The organism is Caulobacter vibrioides, assembly GCF_002858865.1.
Classification (GTDB): Bacteria; Pseudomonadota; Alphaproteobacteria; order Caulobacterales; family Caulobacteraceae; genus Caulobacter; species Caulobacter vibrioides.
This window is the reverse complement of sequence record NZ_PJRR01000019.1, coordinates 303,569-317,122: the sequence shown is the minus strand read 5'-3', so window position 1 is coordinate 317,122 and position 13,554 is coordinate 303,569. Positions and strand designations below refer to the sequence as shown.

General features: G+C 66.5%; 13 protein-coding genes. All 13 read left to right on the top strand.

The genetic code is table 11. The features are described from left to right. Positions 1–28 precede the first annotated feature (28 nt). The 13 genes from uppS to CVUC_RS15675 all read left to right on the top strand — a co-directional run bounded on the left by uppS (position 29) and on the right by CVUC_RS15675 (position 13,544). On the top strand, positions 29–808 hold the full coding sequence (gene uppS, locus CVUC_RS15735) for a polyprenyl diphosphate synthase (protein WP_096033395.1): 780 nt from the start codon (positions 29–31) through the stop codon (positions 806–808). Next, the gene (locus CVUC_RS15730; RefSeq protein WP_096033394.1) at positions 768–1,613 is read left to right on the top strand and encodes a phosphatidate cytidylyltransferase; all 846 of its coding nucleotides are present in this window, start codon (positions 768–770) and stop codon (positions 1,611–1,613) included. Before uppS ends, CVUC_RS15730 begins: the two co-directional genes overlap by 41 nt. Continuing rightward, positions 1,601–2,800: a 1-deoxy-D-xylulose-5-phosphate reductoisomerase gene (dxr, locus tag CVUC_RS15725; RefSeq protein WP_096033393.1), complete on the top strand. Its 1,200-nt coding sequence runs from the start codon at positions 1,601–1,603 to the stop codon at positions 2,798–2,800. Before CVUC_RS15730 ends, dxr begins: the two co-directional genes overlap by 13 nt. Positions 2,801–2,822: 22 nt before the next feature. Continuing rightward, positions 2,823–4,019, top strand: a complete 1,197-nt coding sequence (locus CVUC_RS15720; protein ID WP_010919782.1) for a M50 family metallopeptidase — start codon at positions 2,823–2,825, stop codon at positions 4,017–4,019. Positions 4,020–4,036: 17 nt separating this feature from the next. Continuing rightward, positions 4,037–6,400: an outer membrane protein assembly factor BamA gene (bamA, locus tag CVUC_RS15715; protein WP_012640362.1), complete on the top strand. Its 2,364-nt coding sequence runs from the start codon at positions 4,037–4,039 to the stop codon at positions 6,398–6,400. Positions 6,401–6,402: 2 nt separating this feature from the next. Then, on the top strand, positions 6,403–7,041 hold the full coding sequence (locus tag CVUC_RS15710) for an OmpH family outer membrane protein (RefSeq protein WP_010919780.1): 639 nt from the start codon (positions 6,403–6,405) through the stop codon (positions 7,039–7,041). Positions 7,042–7,094: 53 nt separating this feature from the next. After that, positions 7,095–8,114 carry a UDP-3-O-(3-hydroxymyristoyl)glucosamine N-acyltransferase gene (lpxD, locus tag CVUC_RS15705; RefSeq protein ID WP_096033392.1) on the top strand — a complete coding sequence of 340 codons (1,020 nt, stop codon included), beginning with the start codon at positions 7,095–7,097 and terminating at the stop codon, positions 8,112–8,114. 2 nt (positions 8,115–8,116) lie between these two features. Beyond that, positions 8,117–8,596, top strand: a complete 480-nt coding sequence (gene fabZ, locus CVUC_RS15700) for a 3-hydroxyacyl-ACP dehydratase FabZ (protein ID WP_096033391.1) — start codon at positions 8,117–8,119, stop codon at positions 8,594–8,596. Then, positions 8,593–9,384, top strand: coding sequence for an acyl-ACP--UDP-N-acetylglucosamine O-acyltransferase (gene lpxA, locus CVUC_RS15695; protein ID WP_096033390.1), 792 nt, complete (start codon positions 8,593–8,595; stop codon positions 9,382–9,384). The genes fabZ and lpxA overlap by 4 nt, the downstream gene beginning before the upstream one ends. Positions 9,385–9,393: 9 nt before the next feature. Continuing rightward, positions 9,394–10,236: a UDP-2,3-diacylglucosamine diphosphatase gene (gene lpxI / locus CVUC_RS15690; RefSeq protein ID WP_096033389.1), complete on the top strand. Its 843-nt coding sequence runs from the start codon at positions 9,394–9,396 to the stop codon at positions 10,234–10,236. Next, positions 10,233–11,429 carry a lipid-A-disaccharide synthase gene (gene lpxB, locus CVUC_RS15685; RefSeq protein ID WP_096033388.1) on the top strand — a complete coding sequence of 399 codons (1,197 nt, stop codon included), beginning with the start codon at positions 10,233–10,235 and terminating at the stop codon, positions 11,427–11,429. Before lpxI ends, lpxB begins: the two co-directional genes overlap by 4 nt. 85 nt (positions 11,430–11,514) lie before the next feature. Next, the gene (locus CVUC_RS15680; RefSeq protein WP_096033387.1) at positions 11,515–13,284 is read left to right on the top strand and encodes a flagellar hook-length control protein FliK; all 1,770 of its coding nucleotides are present in this window, start codon (positions 11,515–11,517) and stop codon (positions 13,282–13,284) included. Beyond that, complete coding sequence (locus CVUC_RS15675) at positions 13,281–13,544, top strand: EscU/YscU/HrcU family type III secretion system export apparatus switch protein (protein WP_096033386.1); 264 nt, start codon at positions 13,281–13,283, stop codon at positions 13,542–13,544. The genes CVUC_RS15680 and CVUC_RS15675 overlap by 4 nt, the downstream gene beginning before the upstream one ends. Positions 13,545–13,554 lie beyond the last annotated feature (10 nt).

Here is a 13,554-nt window from a genome sequence, read left to right as displayed (position 1 = left end):
GGGGAGCGTAGAGGGAAGGTTGAAGCGAATGCCGGCGACCACCGGTCCGCAGGACGTTTCGGGACGCGCCGGGGGGCAGGCGTCCACGGAGCGTCTGCACGTGGCCATTATCATGGATGGCAACGGCCGCTGGGCGAAGCAGCGGGGCATGCCGCGCGTGCTCGGGCATCGCGCGGGCGTCAACGCCCTCAAGCGCACCGTCGAGGGCGCTCAGAGCCAGAATGTCGGTGTTCTGACGGTTTTCGGCTTCTCGACCGAGAACTGGAGTCGTCCTCCGCAGGAGGTCTCCGAGTTGATGGGCCTGCTGAAGGCCTATGTCGAATCGGACCTGGAGCGACTGGCCAAGGCCGGCGTGCGCGTCCGCATCATCGGGCGTCGCACGGGTCTCTCTACGGATATCGCCGAGGTGATCGAACGCGCCGAGCGGCGCACGGCGCAGAACTCCGAGTTCGTCCTGCAGGTCGCGTTCAATTACGGCGGGCAAGCCGATATCACCGACGCCGCGCGCGCCTTCGCCGAGCGGGTTGAACGAGGCGAAGCAAAGGCTTCGGACCTGAACGAGAAAACGTTCGAGCAGTTCCTCTCCACCGCATCTGCGCCGTCGCCGGATTTGATTGTTCGAACCAGCGGCGAGCGTCGGATTTCGAACTTCCTTCTTTGGGACTGCGCCTACGCCGAGCTCGTCTTCCAGGACGTTCTATGGCCGGACTATGGCCCCGAGGCTCTTGCGGCGGCGATCGCCGAGTATCGCGGTCGCGACCGCCGGTATGGAGGGGTCGCTGCCGATGACGTCGCCGTCGCCGGCTAAGCGCTTCAACTGGGGCAATCTTCGAACGCGCGTGGTCTCGGCGACCGTGCTCGTTCCCACCGTCGTGGCCGCGATATGGCTCGGCGGTTACTGGTTCATGGCCCTGTCTCTGGTCTGCGTCGGGCTTTTGGCTCGCGAGTGGGGACGGATCAGCGCGCCAAAGGCGCCGAACGCCGTCGGCGCCGTGGTTGGCGTCTTCTGCGGGATCGCCGTCGTCGCGGCGTTCCTGCAGCAGTTTCTGGTCGCCTGGGCCGTTGTACTGGTGGGCTCTTTCCTAGCTGGCCTGATCGCGCGCGGCGCCGTGGAGCGGCGCGCCGACGCCGCCTATGGCGTGGTCTATATCGCGCCGGCGGTGATCGCGATGGTCTGGGTGCGGTCGCTGGACGACGGGCTTTGGTGGACCCTGCTGCTGTTTGTCGTGACGTGGTTCGCCGACATCTTCGCCTATGTCACGGGCAGCATTCTCAAGGGGCCGAAGCTTTGGCCGCGCATCTCGCCCAACAAGACGTGGGCGGGCTTCGTCGGCGGTCTTGCAGCTGCAACCATAGGCGCGGTCGTTGTCGCCTCTCTGGCCAAGCTTGATCTGATCTGGCAGGCGGCGGCGCTGATCGGTCTGCTGGGCGGTCTGGCGACGATGGCGGGCGATCTCTGGGAGTCGATGCTCAAGCGTCGGTTCGGCGTCAAGGACAGTGGCGATCTCATTCCCGGGCATGGCGGCCTGCTGGATCGGGTGGATGGTCTGATGTTCGCGGCCATTGTGATCGCGGCCGTACGGCTGGTCGATCAGATCGGATGGGGGCATTGACCTCTCCCCGCAAGGTGGTGGTGCTAGGCTCGACCGGATCGATCGGCCTTTCGACCTTGAGCCTGTTCGAAGAGTCCGGTGCGCCGGTTCAGATCCTGGCGCTCACCGCCGGTCGCAATGTCGAGCGCCTGATCGAGCAAGCGCGGCGCTGGAAGCCCTCCCTAGCGGTCATCGAGGACGAAAGCCGTCTTGCTGATCTTCGCGCCGGTCTGGCCGGTACGGGCGTCGAGGCGGCCGCCGGCGCCGACGCGGTTCGCGATGCTGCGGCCATGGGCGCGGACTGGGTCATGTCGGCCATCGTCGGCGCGGCGGGTCTGGCCCCGACGGTCGCCGCCGCGCGCACGGGCGCCGTGATCGCTCTGGCCAACAAGGAGAGCCTTGTCTGCGCGGGGCCGGCGCTGCTGGCCATCGCCAAGGCCGCCGGCGGGTCGGTCATTCCTGTCGACTCGGAACACTCGGCCATTTTTCAGGTGCTTCAGTCCGAGTGCGCGCACCGCGTATCACGCCTGATCCTGACGGCCTCTGGCGGGCCCTTCCGGACCTGGGACAAGGCGGCGATGGCCCGCGCCACCCCCGAGCAGGCGATCGCTCACCCGAACTGGTCGATGGGCGCCAAGATTTCGGTCGATTCCGCGACGATGATGAACAAGGGCCTCGAGATGATCGAGGCGTCCTATCTGTTCGCAACCCCGGAAGACCGCGTCGACGTCGTGATTCATCCGCAATCGGTGATCCATAGCCTCGTAGAGTATGTCGACGGTTCGACCTTGGCGCAGCTTGGCCCGCCGGACATGCGCGCGCCGATCGCCTGCGCCTTCGCATGGCCGGATCGTCTGCCGTGGCCTGCGCCGCGCCTTGATCTTGCCGCCTACGGCCAGCTCACCTTCGAATCGCCCGACGTCGAGCGGTTCCCCGCAATCGGGATCGCGCGCGAAGCGCTGAGGTTGGGCGGAGGCGCGCCGGCGGCGATGAACGCCGCCAACGAGGTGGCCGTGGCTGCTTTCCTTGACCGCCGTATCGGGTTTCTCGATATTGCCGGCGCGGTGGCGGGGACCCTGGAGCGGATGAACAGCCTGGGTGACCTCTCCGTCGCGGAAAGCGACGCTGTCGAGACCGCCATGTTGATCGATGGCAGCGCTCGCCGCATTGCGGCCGAGGTTGTCGCGCAGAAGCGTCAGCGGGCCTGACCGGGGAGAGTATTTTCGCGCGATGATCGGCTTTCTGATCATGCTTGTGTCGCTGTTGTTCGTGCTGTCCGTCGTGGTGACGGTGCACGAGCTGGGACACTATTGGGCTGCGCGCGCTTGCGGCGTGGCCATCGAGCGCTTTTCCATCGGATTTGGCGCGCCGCTGATTTCCTGGCGCGACAAGCGCGGCGTCGAGTGGTGCGTGGCGTCTATACCGCTCGGCGGGTACGTCCGCTTCGCAGGCGATGAGAACGCCGCCAGCGTGCCTGACCAGAACGACCTCGACGCGATGCGGAACGAAATCCGCCGTCGCGAGGGCGACGACGCTGTAAATCGCTACTTCCACTTCAAGCCGGTCTGGCAACGCGCCTTTATCGCCGTCGCTGGTCCCATGGCGAACTTCATCCTGGCGATCCTGGTCTTCGCCGTGATCCTGGTGTCGTTCGGCGCCCAGAAGACGTCGACGACCGTCGGTGAGGTTGTCGCCGGAACACCGGCGGCGGCGGCCGGCTTCAAGCCGGGTGACGTCATCCTGAAGGCCGACAACCGTCAGATCCGATCCTTCCAGGACATCCAGGGCTATGTGGCGCTGCGGGCGAACATGCCGATCGACTTCGCGGTCGAGCGGGATGGGCGCACGGTGCATCTCACCGCGACGCCGCGCCTGGTGGAGCGCCAGAACGAGATCAGCGGCCGCGTTAAGGTGGGTGAGCTGGGTCTGCGCAGTGCGCCGGGCGGTCGGTTCGAGCGTTCGTCGCTGCTCAGCGCGATCCCCGACGCGACCGTCGAGGTCTGGGACATGATCAAGACGATCGCCTTCTATCTGGGCCGCCTGCTGATGGGACAGCTTCCGGCGGATCAGATCAGCGGGATCATCGGCATTGGTCACACCGCCGGCGCGGTCACCAACGGCGTTGTCGAGCAGGCTCCGAACGGCAAGGCCTTGGCGATTGGACTGATCTATTCGCAGTTCTGGCTCATCGCCAGCCTGTCGGTCAGCATCGGTTTCATGAACCTGTTGCCGATTCCGGTTCTCGATGGCGGCCACCTGGTGATGTACGCCTATGAAGCGGTGGCCAAGCGGCCCCTGCGGGCCGAGTTCCAGGCCGCCGGCTTCCGGGCGGGGCTTGCCTTGATCCTGGGTTTCATGCTGTTCGCGGCGTGGAACGACCTCAACCGCTACGACGTGTTCAAATTCATCGGCGGACTTTTCACGTGAACGTCCGTCCTCCGTCCATGATTGGTCACATGAACAAACTTCGCGCCCAAAGCGCCGCGTTCGCCACGGGTATGGCGCTGCTCCTCGGCTCGACGGCCCTGGTGGCGCCGCAACAGGCCTTCGCTCAAGCGGCCCAGACGGGCGTGGTGCAGCGCATCCTGGTGCAGGGCAACGAACGGATCGAGCAGGGCACGGTGCTGTCCTATCTGCCGATCCAGCCCGGCGACACGGTCGACTCCCAGCGCCTCGACCTGGCGCTGAAGACCCTGGCGCGCACCGACCTCTTCGCGGACGTGAAGATCGAAATGCTGGGCGGCGACCTGGTGGTGAAGGTCGTGGAAAACCCGATCATCAATCAGGTGGTCTTCGAGGGGAACTCGTCCCTGAAGGAAGACAAGCTGAAGGACGAGGTGCAGATCCGTCCGCGCGGTATCTTCACGCGCGCCAAGGTCCAGGCCGACGTTCAGCGCATCATCGAGCTTTATCGCCGCTCCGGCCGGATTTCGGCCACGGTGACGCCCAAGGTGGTTGAGCTGCCGCAGAAGCGCGTCGACCTGGTGTTCGAGATCAACGAAGGCGCCAAGAGCGGCGTGCTCGGGATCAACTTCCTGGGTAACGCCGAGTACTCGGACAATGATCTGCGCGACGTCATCGTCACCAAGGAAAGCCGCTGGTACAAGATCCTGACCAGCAACGATAACTATGATCCCGACCGGATCGAGTACGACCGCGAGCAGCTGCGCAAACACTATCGCAATCGTGGCTATTTCGATTTCCGCGTGATCTCTTCGGTGGCCGAGCTAGCGCCGGACAAGAACGGCTTTGCGGTCACCTACACCCTCGAGGAAGGGCCCAAGTACAAGTTCGGCAAGATCACCGTCGAGACCGAGCTCAAGAAGCTGGACGGCAATCTGCTGGCGCAGATCCTGCCTGTGCGCACGGGTCAGCTCTATGAAGACGAGCGGATCGAGCAGGCGACCGACGCCCTGACCTTCGCGGCCGGTGCGGCGGGCTTCGCCTTCGTGGATGTTCGCCCCCGCTATGTCCCGAACCGCGAGACCAAGACGGTCGACGTTGTGTTCCAGGTCCGTGAAGGTCCGCGCGTCTATGTCGACCGCATCGACATCGTCGGCAACACCCGCACGCTCGACTATGTGCTTCGCCGCGAGCTGGAGGTCGCCGAAGGCGACGCCTACAACCGCGTTCTGGTCGATCGGTCCAAGAACAACATGCGCCGCCTGGGCTTCTTCAAGGAAGTCGAGATCGAGGACGCGCCCGGCTCGGCCCCCGACCGCACCAGCCTGCGGGTCAAGGTCGAGGAGCAGCCTACCGGCGAACTGTCGTTCAGCGCCGGCTACAGCTCGATCGACAAGCTGGTGCTAGACGTGGGCATCACCGAGCGGAACTTCCGCGGTCGCGGCCAGAACCTGCGCGCGCGGGCGTCGGTGGGTTCGCTGCGCCAACAGATCGATTTCGGCTTCAGCGAGCCGCGCTTCCTGGGCCGGAACCTGGTCGCGGGCGTGAACCTCTACACCTTCCGCTACGACCTGTCGGAATTCGCGGCCTATGACACCAAGTCGGTCGGCGGCGATGTCCGCTTCGGCTTCCCGCTGACCAACGACTCGTCGATGAGCCTGCGCTACACGGTCCGTCAGGACGAGGTGAGCGTTGCCGACAGTCTCTGCGCCAGCGGCTCGGTGTCTCAGATCCTCTGCCTGCAGCGCGGCGCCTATATCACCTCGCTGATCGGTTACGGCCTGCGCATCGACAAGCGCAACGACCCGATCAATCCGACCCGTGGCTGGTTCGCCGACCTGAACCAGGATCTGGCCGGCGTCGGCGGCGACGTGAAGTACCTCAAGACCGAAGCGGATGCTGGCTGGTACTGGGGCTTCACCAAGGATCTGGTGTTCAGCGCGACCGGCTCGTTCGGCTACATCGAAGGCTGGGGCGGCGACAATGTTCGCATCAACGACCGCTTCTATCGCGGCGGTACGTCGTTCCGCGGCTTCGAGATCGCCGGTATCGGTCCGCGCGACATCTCCAGCTCGTTCAATTCGATGGGCGCGAAGCTCTACGCCATCAGCACCTTCGAGCTGACGGTTCCGACGTTCCTGCCCGAGCAGTACGGCATCAAGGCCGCCCTGTTCAGCGACGTCGGTACGGCCGGTCTGCTGGATGATGTTGACCGCCAGAGGTCGCCCGGCGTCTTCGATCCGAACATCAAGGATAACCTTGGCTTGCGTGCCTCGGCGGGTATCTCGATCGACTGGAAGTCCCCCATGGGGCCCATTCGTTTCGACATCAGCCGCATTCTCTCCAAGGAAGACTACGACCGAACCGAAACGTTCCGGTTCTCCACCTCCACAAGGTTCCAATAGACATGTCCAAGTTCCTGTTCGCGGCCGCGTCCAGCGTCGTCGCCCTCGCCATCGCGTCCAGCGCCTCGGCCCAGACGGCTCCGGCTGCCGCTCCCGCTGCTCCGGCCGTTACGCACGGCCCGGCTCTGCCGGGCGTCTGCATCTTCTCGAGCCCGCGCGCCGTCGGCAGCTCGCTGGTCGGCAAGGCTGTCGATGCGCGTCTGAAGACCATCATCCAGCAGGTCAACGCCGAACTGACCGGCGAGCGCACCGCGCTGGATAACGAAGCCAAGGCTCTGGACGCCAAGAAGACGACCATCGCCCAGGACGCCCTGGAGCAGCAGGCCGCGACCCTGCAAGCCAAGGCCAACGCCTGGCAGCGCAAGGGTCAGCTGCGCCAGAAGGAAGTTGAAGCGACTGAGCAAAAGGCGCTCTCGCGCGTCTATCAGGAACTGAACACGCCGATCCAACAGGTCTATCAGGCGCAGAAGTGCAGCGTCCTTCTGGACCGCGAAGCCGTGATGCTGGCCAACCCGGCCATGGACATCACCGACGCCGTCGTGGCGGCGCTTGATGCGCGCATCAAGACCTTGACCTTCGACCGTGAGCGTCTGGACCAGCAAGTTCCGGGCGCTGCGGCGCTGCAACCGACCAACAAGTAAGCGAATCGTCCCCCGCGTGGTTACGTAGGGGGACCTTCTCGCCGTGAGGAACCATGCCGGACCCGCGTTTTTTCGATAGCCTGGGTCCGGCCTTGCTTTCCGAATTGGCCCAGGCCGGCGCCGCCACTCTGGCGGACGCCGCGCTGGGCGGGCGAGTTATTACGCACGCCGCGCCGCTCGATGCTTCGGACGCCCAGGCGATCACCTTCTTTTCCGACGCGAAGCGCAAGGACGCCGCCGCCAGCACGCGCGCCGGCGCCTGTTTTGTGCGCCCGGAGCACCAAGGCTTTCTGCCGCCGACTTGCGCGGCCCTGGTCACCGGGCGTCCACAGGCCGCCTGGGCCGCCGCCGCCAATCGCCTGCACGCGCCGCGTCGCCATGAGGCCGGCGCCCCGTCCTTGCATCCAGACGCGGCGCTTGAAGACGGTGTTGCGTTGGCCCCGAATGTCACGATCGGCCAAGGGGCCAGTATCGGCCGAGGAACCCGAATTGGCCCCGGCGCCGTTATAGGTCCAGGGGTCGTGATCGGCCGCGACTGCCGCATCGGCGCCAACGCGGTGATCGGTTTTGCGATGCTGGGCGACAATGTCGCCATCTCCGCGGGGGCGGTGATTGGCGAGGCGGGTTTTGGCGCCGCGCTGGGACCGCGGGGCATGGTCGACCTCCCGCAACTGGGGCGCGTCGTGATCCAGGACAACGTGACCTTGGGCGCCAACAGTTGCGTCGATCGCGGCGCGTTCGGCGATACGACCATCGGCGAGAACACCAAGATCGACAATCTGGTCCATGTCGCGCACAACGTCCGTATCGGGCGCAATTGTGTGCTGGCGGCCTATACCGGCGTCTCGGGCAGCACCGTCGTCGGCGATGGTGTCGCGTTCGGCGGCAAGGCCGGCGTGGCCGATCATTTGAACATCGGCTCGGGCGCGAGCATCGGGGCGGCCGCCTCGGTGTTCAAGGACGTGCCGGACGGTGAAACTTGGACGGGCTTCCCCGCGCGGCCGCTGAAGCGGTGGCTCAGGGAGACCGCATGGCTGTCGCGTATGGCGGGCGGTCGAGGGACGAGGGGCTGAAGATGGGCGACAATGCAGATCAAGCGGTGCAGACCGATATCGACATCGCGGAAATCCTGGCGCGCATCCCGCACCGTTATCCGTTCCTGCTGGTCGACCGCGCCGAGGACTATAATCCCCACCAGTCGATCGTCGGCATCAAGTGCGTGACGATCAACGAGCCGTTCTTCCAGGGCCACTTCCCGGGCAACCCGGTCATGCCGGGTGTGCTGATCATCGAGGCCCTGGCTCAGACCGGCGCGGTGCTGATGAGCAAGTCGCTCGAAGTCGACACCGAGGGCAAGACGATCTTCTTCATGTCGGTCGACAACGCCCGTTTCCGCAATCCGGTGCGGCCCGGCGACGTGATCCGCATGGAGGTCGAGGTGCTGCGCGCGCGCTCGTCGATCTTCAAGTTCAAGGGCGTGGCCAAGGTCGGCGACAAGGTCGCGGCCGAGGCTGAGTTCGCCGCCATGGTCGTCGAGACGGGACCCAAGGCATGAGCATCCATCCCACCGCCATCATCGCGCCGGAAGCCAAGCTGGCCCCCGACGTCGAGGTCGGGCCCTACAGCATCGTGGGTCCGGACGTGACGCTGGCGGCCGGCGTGCGCCTGCTGTCCCACGCGGTGGTGGAAGGCGCGACGACGATCGGCGAGGGATGCGTCGTGCATTCCTTCGCCAATCTCGGCGGTCCCCCGCAGCACCTGGGGCACAAGGGCGAGCGCACCGAGCTGATCATCGGCCCGCGCAACATTATCCGCGAACATGTGACCATGCACACGGGCACCGCCTCGGGTAAGGGCGTGACCACGATCGGCTCGGACGGCCTCTACATGGTCGGCTCCCACGTGGCGCACGACTGTACGGTCGGCGACTTCGTCGTCCTGGCCAAGGGCGCGACCTTGGGCGGCCACGTGGCCATCGGCGACTATGTGTTCATGGGCGGCCTGGCCGCGGCGCACCAGTTCTCACGCATCGGCCGCTACAGCTTCATCGGTGGGCTCGCCGCCGTGACCAAGGACGTCATTCCGTACGGCTCGGTGTGGGGCAATCACGCGCACCTGGAGGGCCTGAACCTAGTCGGCCTCAAGCGTCGTGGGTTCCCGCGCGAGACGATCAATGCGCTGCGCGCCGCCTACCGCCTGATGTTCGCTGACGAAGGCACGTTCCAGGAGCGTCTCGACGACGTTGCCGAGATCCATGCCGGCAACGCCGAGGTTATGGAGATCGTCGATTTCATCCGCGCCGACGCCAACCGTCCGCTCTGCCTGCCGGAGCGGGAAGTCTAGGTATCGCCGATGCGTAAGCTTGGCCTGATCGCCGGCGGCGGGGCGCTTCCCGTCGAACTGGCGTCGCACTGCGAAGCCGCCGGACGCGCCTTTGCGGTGATGCGTCTGCGATCGTTCGCCGACCCGTCGCTTGACCGCTATCCGGGCGCAGACGTGGGGATCGGCGAGTTCGGAAAGATCTTTACGGCCCTGCGTGCCGAGGGCTGTGACGTTGTCTGCTTCGCCGGCAATGTCAGCCGGCCGGACTTCTCGGCGTTGATGCCCGACGCGCGCGGGCTGAAGGTTCTGCCCAGCCTGATCGTCGCCGCGCGCAAGGGTGACGACGCCCTGCTGCGGCGCGTGCTCGACGAGTTCGAGAAGGAAGGTTTCGAGATCGAGGGCGCGCATGAGGTCATGGGTGAAATGACCCTGCCGCGCGGCCGCCTGGGCAAAGTGTCGCCGGCGCCAGAGCACATGGCGGATATCGACAAGGCGCTGGATGTCGCTCGCGAGATCGGGCGTCTGGACATCGGGCAGGGCGCGGTCGTGTGCGAGGGCCTGGTGCTCGCCGTCGAGGCGCAGGAGGGCACCGACGCCATGCTGCGTCGCGTGGCTGACCTGCCCGAGGCGATCCGGGGGCGCGCCGAGCGCCGGCTGGGGGTCCTGGCCAAGGCTCCCAAGCCGATCCAGGAGACGCGCGTCGATCTGCCGACGATCGGGGTGGCGACGATCCATCGGGCCGCGCGCGCCGGCTTGGCGGGTATTGTCGGCGAGGCTGGACGCTTGCTGGTGGTCGATCGCGAAGCCGTGATCGCCGCCGCAGACGATCTGGGTCTGTTCGTGCTGGGGGTCGATCCGCAGGAGCGGCTGTGACGATCAATCGTGATAAACCCCTGAAGGTGATGCTCGTGGCCGCCGAGGCGTCTGGTGACGCGCTCGGGGCGGGCCTTGCCAAGGCTCTGCGGGCTCGCCTGGGTCAGGGTGTGACGTTCGTCGGGATCGGCGGGGCCAAGATGGCCGAGCAGGGGGTTCAGAGCCCCTTCGACATCGCGCAGCTGTCGATCCTGGGCATTCTGGAGAGCCTGAAGGCCTATCCCCGCGCCATGGCGCGCTTGAAGGACACCGTAGCCCTGGCGGCGCGTGAAAAGCCCGATGTCGCGGTGCTGATCGACAGCTGGGGTTTCAATATTCGCCTGGCGCACGCCTTGCGCAGGCTCGACCCGACCCTGCCGCTGGTGAAGTACGTCGCGCCGCAGGTCTGGGCGTATCGTGAAGGCCGGGCGCAGGCGCTGGCCAAGGCTGTCGATCTGTTGCTGTCGATTCAGCCGATGGATAAGGCCTACTTTGACGCCGCTGGCTTGCAGAACGTCTTCGTCGGTAACTCCGCCCTCGCCAAGCGCTTTGATCACGCTGATCCAGGACGCTTGCGCGCGGCGATTGGCGCCGCCGCCTCCGAGCAAATCCTCCTGGTCCTGCCGGGCAGCCGCCCCTCAGAGATCGAGCGGGTGATGCCGGCGTTCGAGGACGCCGTTCGGCGGCTCAAGGTCGAGCGACCGGATCTCCACATTGTTGTTCCCGCCGCCTACACCGTCGCGGAGGCGGTAAAGGCTCGTGTTGCCGGCTGGCCGTTCCGCGCCCATGTCATCGAGGACGAGGGCCTGAAGGACGACGCGTTCCTGGCGGGTGACGTGGCCTTGGCGTGCAGTGGCACCGTGACCACCGAACTGGCGCTGGCGGGGCGCCCGATGGTGGTCGGCTACAAGACTGGCGCGGTCACCTACGCCATCGTCAAGCGGCTAATGAAGCCGCGCTGGATCACGCTGTTCAACATCGCCGCCGGGAAGGCCGTGGCGCCGGAATTCATTCAGCACGACTGCGAGGGCCAAGGCCTCGCGCGCGAGGTCGCTCTGAGGCTGGATGATCCCGACCTGCGCCAGCATCAGACCGCCGAGCAGTATGCGGCGCTCGACAGGATGGGGCGAGGTATGCCGGATCCCTCCGAAGCGGCGGCCGAGGCGCTTGTGGACTTCCTGAGCGCACGCAGAGCTTTGGGGCGCGCCGGCTAGACGCCGTCGGCTCCCCCTGAAGTTAATCGGCAGTTTACGTTCGCGGCCTTAACCTTTGTAAAGCTGTCGCCGTGGAGTCGTTGTCGTGGCTGTAGACCCGACCGCGCCCGTGCCTACGATCCTTCCAACCGTTCCGGCTGGAACCGCAGTGGATTCCACAGCGGTCCTCCAGGCCTTGGCCCGCCAGGCGCTTGCCGGTTCGACGGCGCAACTCGCAGAGATGGCCGCTCAGGCTGAGGGCAAGACCTCGCCGGTTCAAGGGCAGGTGGCGGCGGCGGCGCAGTCGACAGCAAAGGATGCTGGCCATTCTGCGAGCGCGCTGGACGCACGACCAGCGCCGGCTCAGGGGGCTTCGGCGTCTGCGCCTTCAAGACCGCCCACGGAGACGCGAACAACGCGCGCCGTTCGGCTGGCGATGGCTGAGGCTGTGCCGCGACAGGCCGGCCTTGCGCCGCTGATGGCGGATGTTCAGGCCATGGTCGATCAGCCCGATACGCCGCCTGAAGTCCGAGACGCCGGGCGCGCGGTTCTGTCCACGACCCCGACGATCCCGGATATCACGACCGCACCGGGTCTTCGCCGCGCGGTCGAGCGATCCGGAGTTCTTCTTGAGGCGCATCTGGCGAGAGCGGCCGCGCCGCCTTCGGCTGTTGGCGCCGCGCCGCCGATGGTCGCTGAGGGAGACCTTAAGGCGGCCTTGTGGGTGTTGCGCAGCGCATTGTCAGCCTGGTTGGCGAAGGCCGAGGTCCCGAGTGGCGCCGTCGCGCCGCACGTCGGTTCCGTGGCCGACGACGGGGGCGCCGATGGGCCAGACCCGCAGGGGCCGATGACCCATCAAGTCCGCGCGAATAGCAGTAGCAGCAGCGCGGGCGCTATGGCCTCATCGCCGCCGGCTCAGAGCCGCTTGGCCGCCGACGCCCCGGACGCCCCGGCCGCGACGTCGTCGCCGATAGCGCGTGCGCTTCCTGCCGGAGCGCCGGTCGATGCCGAAGATCCCCCGCCGGCGCGCGTGGGGGCGCCGCCGTCTGGCAGTCCCACGACGCATGACGCCGATCCGGAGCTCGCCGTGCGGTTTGGAGCCTTTGTCGCGCCGCCGCAGAAGACTGCGGAGCGATCGCCGGGCAAGGTCGCGCTGGGCGGGACCAGCCTGCCGGCGCTGGTGCAGCTGGAGCCACGCGACGGCGAAGGTGAACCGCTGGCGACGGAGCCGGTGGAGCCTCGGCCGCTCATGACACGCGGCTATGGCGCGCCGGTGGAGGACGTCCGGTCGAAGACGCCTCCGCCACCCTATGCGGGCGGCCCTACGGCAGGCCAAAGGCCAGAACCGACACCGTCTTTGAGCTGGGCGCCGGAGGCTATGGCGCGCCGCCTGCTCAAGGGCACCCAATCGGCCCTGGCCCGTCAGGACTTGATGCAGATCGCGTCACTGCCTGAACCCCTGGTTCACGAGCAAGAGCCATCGGACGCGCGCGCCCAAGCGGCAAAGCTGAACTTTGATCTTCCGTTCGTCACGCCCCAGGGAGTCGCTGTGGCGCAGTTCGAGATCAGTCGCGATGGTGGCGGCGGGGGTGGCGGCGCAGCGGCCGCGATCGAGCCGACCTATCGCGCTCGCTTTTCGATCGATGTCGAGCCGCTGGGGCCGGTGCATGCCATGGTCGTGCTCACCGGCGCACGCGCACGCGTCTCGCTCTGGGCCGAGCGCGCTGAGACGATCACGCGATTGAGGGCTGGCGAGGAGGCGCTCGGAGCGGCTTTGCGTCAGGCGGACCTGACACCGGAAGTGGCCGTTCATTCCGGAGCTCCGCCGACGCGAGGCGTCAGCCCGCTGGGGCACTTCGTGGACCAGGCCTCATGAGCGGGATTTCGGGGCTCTCGTCCAAGCCGCGCATCGCTGTCGCGCTCCTCTATGAGGAGCCGAACGCCCCCAAGGTCGTCGCCTCCGGCCAGGGTTGGATCGGCGAGAAGATCATCGAAACCGCCAAGGAGCACGGGGTGCCGATCGAGGAGGACCCTGTGCTGGCCCAGGCGCTGTCGACGATCGAGATCGACGGGGAGATCCCCGAGGCGCTCTACCGCGCGGTCGCCGAGGTGTTGAGCTTCCTGCTCAAGCGCTGAAACGAAAAAG

Excerpts from the sequence above, each read along its gene's own strand:
- uppS (WP_096033395.1), top strand. The coding sequence starts at position 29 with ATGCCGGCGACCACCGGTCCGCAGGACGTTTCGGGACGCGCCGGGGGG.
- CVUC_RS15730 (WP_096033394.1), top strand. The coding sequence starts at position 768 with ATGGAGGGGTCGCTGCCGATGACGTCGCCGTCGCCGGCTAAGCGCTTC.
- dxr (WP_096033393.1), top strand. The coding sequence starts at position 1,601 with ATGGGGGCATTGACCTCTCCCCGCAAGGTGGTGGTGCTAGGCTCGACC.
- CVUC_RS15720 (WP_010919782.1), top strand. The coding sequence starts at position 2,823 with ATGATCGGCTTTCTGATCATGCTTGTGTCGCTGTTGTTCGTGCTGTCC.
- bamA (WP_012640362.1), top strand. The coding sequence starts at position 4,037 with ATGATTGGTCACATGAACAAACTTCGCGCCCAAAGCGCCGCGTTCGCC.
- CVUC_RS15710 (WP_010919780.1), top strand. The coding sequence starts at position 6,403 with ATGTCCAAGTTCCTGTTCGCGGCCGCGTCCAGCGTCGTCGCCCTCGCC.
- lpxD (WP_096033392.1), top strand. The coding sequence starts at position 7,095 with ATGCCGGACCCGCGTTTTTTCGATAGCCTGGGTCCGGCCTTGCTTTCC.
- fabZ (WP_096033391.1), top strand. The coding sequence starts at position 8,117 with ATGGGCGACAATGCAGATCAAGCGGTGCAGACCGATATCGACATCGCG.
- lpxA (WP_096033390.1), top strand. The coding sequence starts at position 8,593 with ATGAGCATCCATCCCACCGCCATCATCGCGCCGGAAGCCAAGCTGGCC.
- lpxI (WP_096033389.1), top strand. The coding sequence starts at position 9,394 with ATGCGTAAGCTTGGCCTGATCGCCGGCGGCGGGGCGCTTCCCGTCGAA.
- CVUC_RS15675 (WP_096033386.1), top strand. The coding sequence starts at position 13,281 with ATGAGCGGGATTTCGGGGCTCTCGTCCAAGCCGCGCATCGCTGTCGCG.